Consider the following 12,554-nt stretch of genomic DNA (forward strand, 5'->3'; position numbering starts at 1 on the left):
GGCGCCCCTGTGATCAGGCGGCGCCGGCCTGGCGGCCAATCAGGCCCGCCAGAAGGGTTTATCGGCCTCGAAGGCCACATCGCTCCAGGACAGCCCGACGTCCTGGAGGTCACGCGCGGACCAGTTGGTCAGCTCACGCCGGGTTCGGTAGCGCTCGTGCCAGACGTGAAGGGTCTCGCCGATCTGGTGGATCAGGCCGGGCGCATGATGATTTGTCATCGAATTCTGGGTCAACGTAGACATTTTCAGCTCCTGGAGCTAAGTTGACCGCTTATATCTGCTTCCTACTGCGCTGCGACAAACGACAATTTGTACTCTTTCGCATGAAATAACGTCATGTATCCTGCTGCCAGATGACTGCCAGATTGCCTTCCCTGAACGGATTGCGGGCCTTTGAGGCCGCCGCGCGCCATCTCAGTTTCACGCTGGCCGCTTCCGAGCTGAATGTGACCCAGACTGCGATCAGCCATCAGATCCGCAGGCTGGAGGAGGAGCTCGGCATCCGCCTGTTCGTCCGGCAGAACCGCGCGCTGGCGCTGACGCCGGAGGCGCGCGACTATCTGCCGGGCGTCCGTGCCGCCTTCAACGACCTCCGCCTTGCCACCGATCGGCTGCTGCGCAAGGACGACGACAAGGTGCTGACCGTCTCGACGCTGGCCTCGCTCGCCGCAAAATGGCTGCTGCCGCGGCTCACTGATTTCCAGGAGCACCATCCCGGCATCGACGTCCGCATCACCACCTCGACCAGCCTGGTCGATTTTCAGCGCGACAATGTCGACGCCGCGATCCGCTACGGGCGCGGCCAGTGGCCGGGCTTGCGCGCCGACTGGCTGATGGCGGACGAGCTGTTTCCGGTGTGCAGCCCATCTTTGTTGCACGGGGGCAAGCCGCTGCGCTCTCCGGAGGACCTCAAGAGCCATATGCTGCTGCACACCTCCAACGCCAATAGCGACGACTGGCGGCTGTGGTTGACGGCGGCGGGTCTGCCGGCCGACATCGCCAGGCAGCCCGGCGTCACCTTCGACATGATCTTCATGACCATCCAGGCCGCGATCGACGGCATCGGCGTGGCGATGGGGCGGACCTCCTACGTCCGGGACGACATCGCCAAGGGCCGGCTCGTCGTTCCGTTCAAGATCGCGCTGCCGGCCGACGCCGGTTTCTACCTGGTCGCGCCGGAGGGCCGCCGCGAGGCCCCGAAGCTCGCCGCATTCCGCGAATGGATGATTGCTGCAACGCAAAATATAGCCTGAAAATCATCGGCTCCGCCGGCGAATTGAGTTGACGCGCCGCGGCCAGCGCGAGAGGGGTAGGGCAGATTGTCGCAGCAACTATCCGTCGCCTGCCGTGAAGTGAGTTCCGGTCCGGCTACGTCTTCCAGGGGAGTGACGCCATGGCTGGACCAGCAGCATCAACCAATCCGCCCGAGATCAAGTCGCGCATCGGCGCAATCCTGCGTGCAACGAGCGGCAATTTCCTCGAGCAGTTCGACTTCTTCCTGTTCGGCTTCTATGCGCAAGATATCGCAAAGGCGTTTTTCCCCGCCGCGGACGAGACCGCGGCGCTACTCAATGCCTACGGCGTGTTTTGGCTCGGTGCTCTGATGCGTCCGGTCGGCGCGATCGTACTAGGTGCCTATATCGACCGCATCGGCCGTCGCCAGGGGCTGATCGTCACGCTCGCGCTGATGGCGCTCGGTACCGTGGTGATCGCCTTCTGCCCCTCTTACGCCGCGATCGGCGTTGCCGCCCCGATTATCGTCCTGATTGGCCGGTTGATACAGGGGTTCTCCGCCGGCGTGGAGCTGGGCGGCGTCTCTGTTTATCTTTCCGAGATCGCGACGCCCGGCAATCGCGGCTTTTACACCTCGTTCCAATCTTCCAGTCAGCAGGTCGCGATCTTTGTGGCTGCGGTCATCGGCTTTGTCCTGAGGGAAGTCATGCCCAGCGACACGTTCTTGGACTCCCTCGGAGGAATCGCGAAGTGGCGCATCCCGTTCCTTATCGGCTGCATCATCATCCCCGTCATTTTCATGTTGCGGCGCTCGCTTGAGGAAACGCCGGCCTTCCTGGCCATGAAGAGACATCCGACCGCAAGCGAGGTGTTCACTTCGGCGCTCGCGAACTGGCGCATTGTCGTCCTCGGCATGATGATCGCGGTCCTGACCACGACGACTTTCTATTTCATCACGGTGTATGCCCCCGGCTTTGGCAAGCAGCTCAACCTTTCGCCCACGGGGACATTGCTCGTGACCCTTTTCGTTGCGGTGACCAACTTCATCTGGAATCCGGTCGGCGGCGCGATATCCGACCGCATCGGCCGCAAGCCGGTGCTGCTGACGATCGCAGGCCTATCGCTGGTCACCGCTTACCCGGCGCTGTCCTGGCTCGCGGCAGAGCCCACTCTCGGAAAGCTGCTGGCCGTGCAGATGATGTTCTCGTTCTACTTTGGCGTTTACAGCGGCACGATGCTGGGATGTCTGGTCGAGATCGTCCCGGCACATGTCCGTACCACCTGTTTCTCGATCGCTTTTGCGATGGCTGCAGGCATCTTCGGCACGTCCACCCCCATTGTCGCGACCAAACTGATCAGCATGACCAATGGCGACAAGGCTTCGCCGGCGTACTGGCTCATGTTCGGCGCGGCGCTCGGCATCATCGCCGCGCTCGTCGTTTATCGCGGCGGCGGCAAGACGGTGCCGACGTATGATGCGGTGGCGGAGCCGGTTGCCGGACACTGAATGTCGGTCCGGGGCCGCCCTTCGGCCGCCCCGGAATGACGGCGGGAGTTACAACTCCACCACCACGTAATCGCTCTCGACCTTTACCGGGATCGTCTCGGCGACATACGGCCCCTTGACCACGCTCGCACCCGGCTCGACATGGGCCGGATAGGCCTTCACGCGGAAGCGGCGGGGGTCGCAGTAGGACTGGCCGGTGCGGATGTCGAACTCCCAGCCGTGCCATGGGCAGCGGATGATCTCGCCGAGTTTGGTATACTCGATCTCGCCGGGGTCACTGGATTGCGCGAGCCCGATCAGCGGTCCCTCGCACAGCGCCGCGCCCTGATGCGGGCAGCGGTTCATCAGGCCGAAATATTCGCCCTTGATGTTGAAGACCGCGATCGGCCGCCCGTCGATCTCCAGAAATTTTCGCGTGCCGGGCGGCAGTTCATCCACCGCGGCAATGACGTGTCTTGCCATCAGGACATGCCGTACAGCTTCTTCGCATTTCCCAGATAGAACGCCTCGCGATCGGCCTCGCCGACGCCCGCCGGCAAGACGCGCGACGGCTCGTCATAGTCCCAATGCGGGTAGTCGGTCGCGAACAGCAGACGGTCCCAGCCGATCCACTTGATGACGTCGAACAGATCCTCGCGCCGCTCCGGATCCTCCATCGGCTGCGTCGTGTACCACACCTGCTCGCGAATATATTCCGACGGCGGCCGTTTGACGTGCGGCACCTCGCTCCTGAGCCGTTGCCAGACCTTGTCGAGCCGCCACGCCAGTGACGGCGCCCAGCCGAAGCCGGCTTCGATCATCACCATCTTCAATTTCGGGAAGCGCTCGAACACGCCCTCCAGCACCAGACTCGCAAGCGCCGATTGCTGGCACTGCGAGTGGCCGACCATCTCCTCGATGTAGTAGCTCGGCCAGCCCGACGGCGTGATCGGGTTGCCGCCGAAGCCGAAGGCGTGGACGCCGACGGGAAGGCCGGCCTCTTCCGCGGCCTGATAGATCGGCCAGTAGCGGCGCTGTCCGAGTGGCTCGACATTGCGGCTGAGCAAGAGCACCTGCACGAAATTCTTGTCGCCGGCGCGCTCGCGGATTTCGGCCGCGGCCGACGGCCCGTCCTCATTGCCGACGACGATGGACGCCTTCAGCCGCTTGTCCTTGCTGGTCCATTTGTCGATCTGCCAGTCGTTGATCGCCGAGCACAGCGCCGCCGAGAGCTCGTGATTGCGGATGCCCTGTCCGGTGTTGAGCGGATTGAGCACGCCGAGCTGCACGTTGTTGGGATCGAGCAACTGCTTCTGCATGAAGGAGAGCGAAGAGCCCTGCGGCCCGCCTTCCGGCGGATAGGCGTCGCGGCGCGAGGCGTTGGGCTGAGCCTTCGGATAGGGCGGGCCCTCCATCATGCCCTGATAGGCATGGACGCCGTAGACTTCGAGATGATGCTGCCAGCGTTTGGCGAGATAGGGATAGAGCTCGGCGCGGGTCGCGCGTGCCGGATGGATGTCGCAGTCCGCGATCGCGGTTTTGACGGTCAGTGGGGAAGCGGCTTCGGAGCTTTCGCGGAACTGAATATTCATCGCCTTGCCTCCTTTGGCAGCGGGCTAGGTCAGGCGGGGATAGGTTGCATGCGGATTGTTGATCATGATCTTGCGCACGAGATCGGGGGTTAGACCTTCGGGCAGCGCGTCCTGGCCGTCGAACTGCCAGTGCGGGTAGTCCGTGGAGAATAGAACCAATTCATCCGACTGCATATGATCAAACAGGCGAATTAATGTCGCCTCATCCGGCGGCGCATCGAACGGCTGTAACGAGAAGCGGATATTGCTGCGCACAATGTCCAGCGGCGCGCGGTCGACCCACGGCGTCTCCATCCGCACGCCGCGCCAGAACTTGTGAAGGCGCCAGAGAAAGGGGGAGATCCAGGAGACGCCGGATTCCAGCATCACCATCTTCAAGCGCGGATATTTGGCGAACACGCCCTCGACGATCAGGCTGGTGAGCTGGGTCTGGAACGCCTGGGCCTGACCGACATAGTCCTCGATGTGATAGGAACCCCACCCCACAGCCGTCGGCGGATTGTGATAGGCGGAACCGGCATGCACGCCGATCGGCAGCTCCAGCCGTTCCGCCGCCTCGTAGATCGGCCACAGCGCGCGCTTGCCGAGGGGCGTGTCGCCCATCACCAGCATCAGCACCTGCACGAAGCGGCGGTCCTGCGCGCAGCGCTCGATCTCGGCGACGGCCTTCTCGATGCTTTGCGTGGGGATCACGATCGAGCCGCGCAGCCGCGGATCGCGATCGAGCCATTCTTTCGCGAGCCACTCGTTCAGCGCGCGGCAGAAGGCGGCCTGCAGATCCTCCGAAAACACCATCTGCACGCCATAAAGCGGATTGCAGATGGCGTGCGAGAGCTGGAAGGGATCGAGCACATGGCGCTGCATGTCCGCCAGGCTCTCGCCCGGCTTGCCGCTTTCAGGGCGCCAGTCGGGCCGCGCCGTGATCGGCGAGTTCTGCGGATAGGACTGCGAGATGAGATCGACCATGCCGCGCGTCGTCACCTGATCGCGCCAATAGTCATTCAGGTACGGCAGCAGGCTGGTCAGATGCGGCACGGCCGGATGCACATCGCAATCCACCCCGCCGGCGATCAGGGACGCCATGACGTCTCCCTTTTACGTTTCCTCTTGACGTTACGCTTGCGCAGCGCTTAGCCGCGCCGTCTTGTGCCTGCCATTCAAGCAGGCCTGCCCGTCGTCCGCAACTCGGCCAATGGCGCTGTCATATGCTAGGAAGGCACAGCTCGGTTGCGAGGATCAGAGGTGCAGGACATGAAAGAGCTCGTCGGTATTGCGGAACAGGTCGCGGCGAAACTGATCGCGCGCAAACAGACCATTGCCGTGGCCGAATCCTCCACCGGCGGCCTGATCGCGGCCAGCCTGCTCGCGGTGCCCGGCGCGTCCGCCTACTTCCTCGGCGGTGCGGTGGTCTACACCCGCGACGCCAGGCGCGTGCTGATGGATATTTCGGACGAAGGAATGAAGGGCTTTCGCTCCTCGTCGGAGCCCTACGCGCAACTGCTGGCCGAGCAGATGCGCGGCCGCTTCAACTGCGACTGGAGCCTGTCCGAGACCGGCGCCGCCGGTCCCACCGGCAACCGCTACGGCGATGCGGCAGGCCACAGCTGCATGGCGGTTGCCGGTCCGGCCGCAGAGGTGATGACGCTGGAGACGGGCAGCAACGACCGCTTCGCCAACATGCAGACGTTCGCGGCGACAGCGTTGAATTTGCTGTTGAAGAACTTGGACCGGTGACCTCCGGGCGCGCGAAGCATCGAGCCGGAATCTGGCAGCTGTTCTGCACCGTCATTGCGAGGAGCTCTTGCGACGAAGCAATCCAGTGTCCCTCCGCGGATGGATTTCTGGATTGCTTCGCTTCGCTCGCAATGACGAGCACTAATCATCAAACATCTTCGGCGGCACGAACCCGCCGAACTCGCGTTCGATCAGCGCGGCGAGCTTCAGCGGCGTGCGGTCCTCGAGGAATGGCCCGATGATTTGAACGCCGACCGGCAGGCCGTCCTTCGACAGACCGAGCGGAATAGCCGTTGCCGGCAGGCCCGTCAGTGTGGCGATGCCGGGCCAGGCGAGCTGGTCCGGATAGGCAAAGTCCTTGCCGTCGATGTTGATCCGGCGCGCCTCCTGCTGCGGCGAATGATCATGCGGGTAGGCGGGGGTAGGCATGATCGGGCAGATCACCGCATCGAATGTCCTGAACAAATGCCGCCATTGCGCGCGCAGGCCGGCGCGAGCGCCCTCGTCGAACACCCAGGCCTGATGTGTGCTGGTCATGCCGCGCAGCCGCTCGGCAGACAGGCCCTTGTCTTCTGGTGAGAGCTGCGCTGCCCCGGCACGCGCGCCGGCGAGAATGTCCGGCGGAAGGAAGGCGCCCAGAAAGCCCATCAGCATGCGCATGTAGAGGCGAGAGGACTCCGTGAAGTCGGGAAACAGCGGGCTTTCGCGGGTGATGCTCGCACCTGCGCCCGCCAATTGTTCCGCCAGCTTCTCGATCGCGCTGCGGATGTCGGCATTCGCAGGCAGCAACGGGTGGCTGTCGATCACCAGCACACGGAAATCCTTCAGCGCATGGTGTCGCGCCTCCGGCAGCGCGAGCCTGTATCCGATGCCCAGGTCCAGCGGATCGGGGCCCGCCATCACGTCCAGGAGCAGGGGCAGATCGGCTGCGCTCCGCGCCATCGGACCGATCACCGCCATATCGCGCTCCATCGGAATCGCTGGAAACGGCGGCGGCGTGTGGCCACGCGTCGGACAGAGATTGTAGGTCGGCTTGTGCGCATAGACCCCGCAATGGAAGGCGGGCACGCGCAGCGAGCCGCCGATGTCGGACCCCAGCGAGAGCGGTCCGTAGCCTGCCGCGAGCGCGGCAGACGAGCCGCCCGACGAGCCACCGGGCGTGCGGCCGAGATCGAACGGGTTGTTCGTCGTGCCGTAGATGTCGTTGTAGCTCTGCCAATCCGCGAGCCCAACGGGGACGTTGGTCTTGCCGAGGATGACGCCGCCCGCGTTCTTCACCCGGGTGATCGACAGCGCGTCCTCCGCCGGCTTGAAATCCTTTTGCGGCGTCCAGCCCCAGGTCGTGGGCAGGCCGGCGACGTTGTAGGATTCCTTCACCGTGACGGGGAGGCCAAGCAGCGGCTTCCGCTCGCCGCGCGCCAATGCGGCGTCCGCCTCGCGCGCGGCGCCAAGCGCGCGATCAAAATCCCGGACGCAGATCGCATTGACCTTGCCGTCGTGGCGTTCGATGCGGTCGATCGCATCCTGCGTGAGCTCGACCGACGAGACCTTCTTCGCGGTCAATGCGGCCGACAGCTCGACCGCACTCTTGAAACTCCATTCCGACTTGGCCACGGCGCTTCTCCTGCTCTTATTGCCGGAGGGATGATGCGCAGTTTGGCCGAATGCTGCAACGGCTGTTTGATGGTGATTGATATGCCGCTACAGAGCGCGAGGCGCCTACGCCGCTCCGATCAATATCCCCACCGCCAGCACGATGGCGCCGCCGAGCACGATCTGGAACACGGCCTGGAGGAACGGCGTGTCCATGTAGCGCGAGCGGATGAAGGCGATCGCCCACAATTCGAAGAACACGACGACACCGGCGATTCCCGTCGCGATCCAGAATGCGTTCGGCCAGCTGTCCGGGACGAGATAAGGCAGGGTGTGGCCGAGGCCGCCGAGCGTCGTCATCGCGCCGCAGGTGATGCCGCGCAGCCATGGCGAGCCGCGCCCCGAGAGCGATCCGTCGTCGGACAGCGCCTCGGCGAATCCCATGCTGATGCCGGCGCCGATCGAAGCCGCGAGGCCCACCAGAAACGTTTGCCAGTTCTGATGCGTGGCGAAGGCCGCCGCGAACAGCGGCGCCAGCGTCGAGACCGATCCGTCCATCAGGCCGGCGAGGCCGGGCTGCACATATTGCAGCACGAACGTCCGCCGCCGCGTGCGATCCTCCTCGGCGCGCACGTCCGGCTTGAGTATCTCGTCGGTGAGCGCGGCGGCGCGATTCTCGTGATGCTTCTCCTCCTCGGCGAGGTCGCCGAGCAGGCGGCGCACGCCGACATCCTCGGCCTGCTCGGCGGCGCGCGCGTAGAAGCGCTCGGCTTCGAACTCCATCGTCTCGACCTCTTTGCGGATCGTGTCGAGCGTCAGGTTCTTGGTCAGCCAGATCGGGCGCCGGCGCAAAAAGCCTTTGACGTCCTCGCGGCGGATCGGCGGCAGATGCTGACCGAAGCGCTCTTCGTAGAGTTTGAGCAGACGACGCCGGTGGCCGCGTTCCTCCTCGGCCATCTCCTCGAATATCTTGGCCGTGTCCGGATAGCGCTCCCTGAGATCCTCGGCGAAGGTCATGTAGATGCGGCTGTCTTCCTCCTCGGAGGAAATCGCGACCGCGAGCACCTCGCGTTCGGTCAGATCGGCAAAGGTCTTCACGGTGGCCCTGTCTATATAGTTTAGAATAGTTCTAAACTATATAAGGCGTCAGGGTTCCCGGGTCAAATCACGCCGCGCGGCTCTTCGCCAGGAAATCGAGCAGCAGACGGCTCACCTCGACAGGCTGCTCCTGTTGCACCCAATGGCCGGCGCCATCGACGAGGTGGCAGCCGAGCAGCTTCGTGCAGGTCCGCGCCTGCATCGCTTCAAACACGCCGGGACGCTGATAGGTGCCCCAATCCTGCTTGCCCGAGATGAAGCAGGAGGGGACGTCGATGCTGCGGCCGGCCAACAATTGCAGCTGGCTGTTGAATGCGCCAGATGTGCCACAGCGATACCATTGCAGGCCGCCCTGGAATCCGGTGCGGCCATATTCGGCGCTGTAGTAGGCGAGCTCGCGGTCGGGCAGCCATTGATTGGCAGCGATCGTAGCCGGCGAGGGCATCTCCTTCGCCACCGTCTCGGCCATGGTCTCGTTCAGGTCCATCACATAATAGGTCGGCAGCTTCGCCAGCTCGTTCGCCGACCAGGATTTCAGCGGATACGGCTTGTTGCCGGTCCAGTCCGCGCTCTTGTGATGATAATAGGCGCGCAGAACATCATGCACGCCCTGCGGCGCGCGGTGCATGTCGGCATTCGCCGGGCGCGTCGCATAGTACCATTGATAATGCTTGCGCGGACGCGGCAGCGCGGCGAGCTCGCGATGCACGGGATCTTCGACCGGTGGCTTTGCCGGCGTGTCGATCGTGTCTAACGGCAGCGGCGGCGCTCCGCCGAACGGCGCACTCATCATCGCCACCGAACGAAACACGTCGGGCCGCATCAGCGCGCACCACGCCGCGACCGGGCTGCCCGAAATCATGTCCGATCACGTCGACCTGCCTGTAGCCGAACGCCGACACCAGCCCCAGCGCGTCACGCACCAGGTTGAAGAGCGAAAAGGGCGCGAGATCGCTATCGTACTCCGCGCTCCACCCCGTCGTCCGGCCATAGCCGCGCTGGTCCGGGGCGATCACGTGATAGCCGGCCGAGCCAAGCGCCGGCATCACCTTGCGCCAGGAGAAGGCAAGCTCGGGAAAGCCGTGCAGCAGCAGGATGCAAGGCCGCCCCTTGGTCTCGAAGCCTGCCTCCAGCACATGCATGCGCAGGCCGTTGATGTCGTCGACATAGCGTGAGCGGATGCCGGCGGGCAGGGGAATATCGGGGAGCGCTGTCATCGTGTCTCTCCACTCGGTGGAATCGCTACACCGCCGCGCAGACGAACCCGTTGCCCTTGCGCCGGATCTTGCCCACCGACGGCGACGGGAAATGCGCGGTGCAGCACAGCGTGTCGGTGTCGCAATAGCGTTCCAGGAAGCTGCGGCGCGTCGTTGCCGCCTGCGCCTGATCGACGTCGAACTTCACCGACATCTCCGGATAGAGCGTCTGGATCGGCGAATGCATGAGATCGCCGCTGAAGACTGCGTCGTCCTTGCCGCGGCCGAAAGTGAACGCGACATGGCCGGGCGTGTGGCCCGGCGTCGGCAGGATGCGCACGTGGTCGCCGATCTGGTGATCATTGCCGACGATCTCGTGCCGCTTGGCCTCCACCACCGGCAATACACTATCCACGAAGGGCGGCACCGGCCCCTTCGCATTTTGTTCAGTCCAGTAGTCGAACTCCTGCCTGGCGAACACGTAGCGCGCCTTCGGGAAGGTCGGCACCCAGCGGCCGTTTTCCATCCGCGTATTCCAGCCGACGTGATCGACATGCAGATGTGTGCACATCACGAAGTCGATGTCGTCAATGGAGAATCCGGCGGCGTTGAGCCCGCTCAGATAGGTGTCGTCGGTCTTCATGTTCCATTTCGGACGCTGCGGCCGAGGCTTGTCGTTGCCGATGCAGCTGTCGACCAGAATGGTGTGATGCGGCGTCTTGATGACATAGGACTGAAAGCAGAGGATCAGCGTATCCTGTTCGTCCAACGCATTTGCCTGACGCATCCATGCGCGATTCTCGGACAGCACCTCCGGCGTGAGACCGGGCATGAGGTCTAGCGCCGGCAGGAACGTCGTCTCCTGCTCGACGACGCGATGGATGGTGAGATCGCCGACCGAGTATTTGAGGCTCATGAGGATTCCCGAGATTTAAGCCGCTGGCGGCACCGAGATCTTCACGGAGGGCCGTTCCAGCATCTTCTGATGAAAAGCGTCGAGCTTCGGATAGGCCTTGCGCCAGCCGCAATCGGCGAAGCGGAAGTCGGCATAGCCGAGCACGCAGACGAGGCCGATCTGCGAGATGTCGAACGGGCCGTTCAGGACATCAGGCATATTCTCGAAGCGCGCCATGCCGGTCCAGGCCCGATTCCAATGGTCGTCCGACCAAGCCTGCCATTGCAGGCCCTGCGGCCGCACCATCTTCTCGTAGCGGCACAGCAGCATGGAATCGAGCATGCCGTTGAGCAGGGAATGATTGGACTTGGCCTGCCAGCGCCGCGGACCGTAGTCGGGGATCAGGCTGCCGCCGACCATCTCGTTGAGATATTCGACGATGACGTAGGAGTCCAAAATGACATCGCCGTCGTTGGTGATCAGCACCGGCAGCTTCTTCAGCGGCGTGATGCGCGAGTAGTCCTCGTTGGCCGTGCCCGGCGCCACGGCTGCCGGCGTGAACTCGATCTTGTCGATCAGCCCGAGCTCGATCGCGGCAATGCGCACCTTGCGGGCGAAGGGCGAGGCGGGAGAGAAGGTGAGCTTCATGGGAAATAACCTCTATCCAGACATACAAACCTCATCCTGAGGAGCGCGCCGTTTGGCGCGCGTCTCGAAGGATGGGCGAGGGAGGCGCTCTCTCGTCACCCGGCGCGAACGTCGGGCGACTGTGTTCGTGTCCATCCTTCGAGACGCGCGCTGTGCGCGCTCCTCAGGATGAGGACGGAGCCTTTACGCCGCGACGATCTCCTGGCGCTGCTCGCCGAGACCCTCGATGCCGAGCGTGATGACGTCGCCGACGTTGAGGAAGGTCGGCGGCTTCATGCCCAAGCCGACGCCGGGCGGGGTGCCCGTGGTGATGATGTCGCCGGGCAGCAGCGTCATGAACTGCGAGACATAGGAGATGCACTTGGCCATGGTGAAGATCATGGTCTTGGTCGAGCCGGACTGGCGGCGCTGGCCATTGACGTCGAGCCACATCGACAGGTTCTGCACGTCCTTGATCTCGTCCTTGGTGGCGAGCCACGGGCCGACCGGGCCGAACGTGTCGTGCGACTTGCCCTTGGTCCACTGGCCCAGGCGCTCGATCTGGAAGGCGCGCTCGGAGACGTCGTTGCAGACGCAGTAGCCGGCGACGTGGTTGAGCGCATCGGCTTCCGAGAGACGTATTTTGCGCGAGTTCCGATGATCGCGGCGATCTCGACCTCCCAGTCAAGCTTGGTCGAGCCGCGCGGCTTCTCGACCGCGTCGTTCGGGCCGGACAGCGAGGTGTTCGCCTTCATGAAAATGATCGGCTCGCTCGGGATCTCGGCGCCGGTCTCTTTGGCATGATCGCTGTAGTTGAGGCCGATCGCCACGAATTTCGAGATGCCGGTAACAGGCGCGCCGAACCGCGGCTTGCCGGAGACGGCGGGCAGCGAGGCGGGATCGAGCGCCGCCAACTTCTTCAGGCTGTCAGGCGAATAGGCCTCGCCGGTCAGGTCCTTCACATGCGCCGACAGGTCGCGCAATTGGCCGGATTTGTCGATCAGGCCGGGCTTTTCCGCACCCTTTTCGCCATAACGAACAAGTTTCATTCTCGTTTCTCCCTGGAATGGACCGATCAGTTGAACAGCTTCATGGAACAG

13 protein-coding genes and 1 pseudogene are annotated in these 12,554 nt (G+C 63.8%); 3 read left to right on the top strand and 11 right to left on the bottom strand.

Annotation, left to right across the window (positions count from 1 at the left end; genetic code table 11):
• Window positions 1-39 precede the first annotated feature (39 nt).
• The gene (locus ACVWW3_RS34655; RefSeq protein WP_247344151.1) at window positions 40-243 is read right to left on the bottom strand and encodes a DUF1127 domain-containing protein; all 204 of its coding nucleotides are present in this window, start codon (window positions 241-243) and stop codon (window positions 40-42) included.
• Between the two features lie 110 nt (window positions 244-353).
• Here ACVWW3_RS34655 and ACVWW3_RS34660 point away from each other — a divergent pair, with 110 nt between their 5' ends.
• Entirely contained in the window at window positions 354-1,253 is a 900-nt protein-coding gene (locus ACVWW3_RS34660) for a transcriptional regulator GcvA (protein WP_456651696.1), read from the top strand.
• A gap of 140 nt (window positions 1,254-1,393) precedes the next feature.
• Window positions 1,394-2,740: a tricarballylate/proton symporter TcuC gene (tcuC, locus tag ACVWW3_RS34665; RefSeq protein ID WP_456651695.1), complete on the top strand. Its 1,347-nt coding sequence runs from the start codon at window positions 1,394-1,396 to the stop codon at window positions 2,738-2,740.
• A 48-nt stretch (window positions 2,741-2,788) separates the two neighbouring features.
• On the opposite strand, the gene ACVWW3_RS34670 is transcribed toward tcuC, so the two are convergent.
• From ACVWW3_RS34670 to ACVWW3_RS34680, 3 genes are read right to left on the bottom strand one after another with little or no spacing between them, the layout of a single operon-like run.
• The gene (locus ACVWW3_RS34670; RefSeq protein WP_008541477.1) at window positions 2,789-3,202 is read right to left on the bottom strand and encodes a Rieske (2Fe-2S) protein; all 414 of its coding nucleotides are present in this window, start codon (window positions 3,200-3,202) and stop codon (window positions 2,789-2,791) included.
• Window positions 3,202-4,311 (bottom strand): amidohydrolase family protein, encoded by a 1,110-nt coding sequence (locus ACVWW3_RS34675; protein ID WP_247448463.1) that lies wholly within the window; start codon window positions 4,309-4,311, stop codon window positions 3,202-3,204. Before ACVWW3_RS34675 ends, ACVWW3_RS34670 begins: the two co-directional genes overlap by 1 nt.
• A 24-nt stretch (window positions 4,312-4,335) precedes the next feature.
• Complete coding sequence (locus tag ACVWW3_RS34680; RefSeq protein WP_456651694.1) at window positions 4,336-5,394, bottom strand: amidohydrolase family protein; 1,059 nt, start codon at window positions 5,392-5,394, stop codon at window positions 4,336-4,338.
• A gap of 168 nt (window positions 5,395-5,562) precedes the next feature.
• On the opposite strand from ACVWW3_RS34680, the gene ACVWW3_RS34685 reads away from it, so the two are divergent.
• The gene (locus ACVWW3_RS34685; RefSeq protein ID WP_456672299.1) at window positions 5,563-6,045 is read left to right on the top strand and encodes a CinA family protein; all 483 of its coding nucleotides are present in this window, start codon (window positions 5,563-5,565) and stop codon (window positions 6,043-6,045) included.
• 141 nt (window positions 6,046-6,186) lie between these two features.
• On the opposite strand, the gene ACVWW3_RS34690 is transcribed toward ACVWW3_RS34685, so the two are convergent.
• The 7 genes and pseudogenes from ACVWW3_RS34690 to ACVWW3_RS34720 all read right to left on the bottom strand — a co-directional run bounded on the left by ACVWW3_RS34690 (window position 6,187) and on the right by ACVWW3_RS34720 (window position 12,503).
• Complete coding sequence (locus ACVWW3_RS34690) at window positions 6,187-7,659, bottom strand: amidase (protein WP_456651693.1); 1,473 nt, start codon at window positions 7,657-7,659, stop codon at window positions 6,187-6,189.
• A gap of 105 nt (window positions 7,660-7,764) precedes the next feature.
• Window positions 7,765-8,736, bottom strand: coding sequence for an iron exporter MbfA (mbfA, locus tag ACVWW3_RS34695; protein WP_456651692.1), 972 nt, complete (start codon window positions 8,734-8,736; stop codon window positions 7,765-7,767).
• 67 nt (window positions 8,737-8,803) lie between these two features.
• The gene (locus tag ACVWW3_RS34700; RefSeq protein WP_456672300.1) at window positions 8,804-9,445 is read right to left on the bottom strand and encodes an alpha/beta fold hydrolase; all 642 of its coding nucleotides are present in this window, start codon (window positions 9,443-9,445) and stop codon (window positions 8,804-8,806) included.
• A complete protein-coding gene (locus ACVWW3_RS34705; RefSeq protein ID WP_456672301.1) occupies window positions 9,336-9,953 on the bottom strand; it encodes an alpha/beta fold hydrolase in 618 nt (205 codons plus the stop codon). The genes ACVWW3_RS34700 and ACVWW3_RS34705 overlap by 110 nt, the downstream gene beginning before the upstream one ends.
• A 25-nt stretch (window positions 9,954-9,978) precedes the next feature.
• Complete coding sequence (locus ACVWW3_RS34710; protein WP_247448470.1) at window positions 9,979-10,848, bottom strand: MBL fold metallo-hydrolase; 870 nt, start codon at window positions 10,846-10,848, stop codon at window positions 9,979-9,981.
• Between the two features lie 15 nt (window positions 10,849-10,863).
• Window positions 10,864-11,475: a glutathione S-transferase family protein gene (locus tag ACVWW3_RS34715; RefSeq protein ID WP_456651690.1), complete on the bottom strand. Its 612-nt coding sequence runs from the start codon at window positions 11,473-11,475 to the stop codon at window positions 10,864-10,866.
• 183 nt (window positions 11,476-11,658) lie between these two features.
• Window positions 11,659-12,503, bottom strand: a pseudogene (locus ACVWW3_RS34720) (fumarylacetoacetate hydrolase family protein).
• Window positions 12,504-12,554 lie beyond the last annotated feature (51 nt).

The organism is Bradyrhizobium sp. LM2.9 (assembly GCF_054056555.1).

What these genes read in the sequence shown, in the direction of transcription:
- ACVWW3_RS34655 (WP_247344151.1), bottom strand. Translation starts at nt 243, where the DNA reads ATGTCTACGTTGACCCAGAATTCGATGACAAATCATCATGCGCCCGGC.
- ACVWW3_RS34660 (WP_456651696.1), top strand. Translation starts at nt 354, where the DNA reads ATGACTGCCAGATTGCCTTCCCTGAACGGATTGCGGGCCTTTGAGGCC.
- tcuC (WP_456651695.1), top strand. Translation starts at nt 1,394, where the DNA reads ATGGCTGGACCAGCAGCATCAACCAATCCGCCCGAGATCAAGTCGCGC.
- ACVWW3_RS34670 (WP_008541477.1), bottom strand. Translation starts at nt 3,202, where the DNA reads ATGGCAAGACACGTCATTGCCGCGGTGGATGAACTGCCGCCCGGCACG.
- ACVWW3_RS34675 (WP_247448463.1), bottom strand. Translation starts at nt 4,311, where the DNA reads ATGAATATTCAGTTCCGCGAAAGCTCCGAAGCCGCTTCCCCACTGACC.
- ACVWW3_RS34680 (WP_456651694.1), bottom strand. Translation starts at nt 5,394, where the DNA reads ATGGCGTCCCTGATCGCCGGCGGGGTGGATTGCGATGTGCATCCGGCC.
- ACVWW3_RS34685 (WP_456672299.1), top strand. Translation starts at nt 5,563, where the DNA reads ATGAAAGAGCTCGTCGGTATTGCGGAACAGGTCGCGGCGAAACTGATC.
- ACVWW3_RS34705 (WP_456672301.1), bottom strand. Translation starts at nt 9,953, where the DNA reads ATGACAGCGCTCCCCGATATTCCCCTGCCCGCCGGCATCCGCTCACGC.
- ACVWW3_RS34710 (WP_247448470.1), bottom strand. Translation starts at nt 10,848, where the DNA reads ATGAGCCTCAAATACTCGGTCGGCGATCTCACCATCCATCGCGTCGTC.
- ACVWW3_RS34715 (WP_456651690.1), bottom strand. Translation starts at nt 11,475, where the DNA reads ATGAAGCTCACCTTCTCTCCCGCCTCGCCCTTCGCCCGCAAGGTGCGC.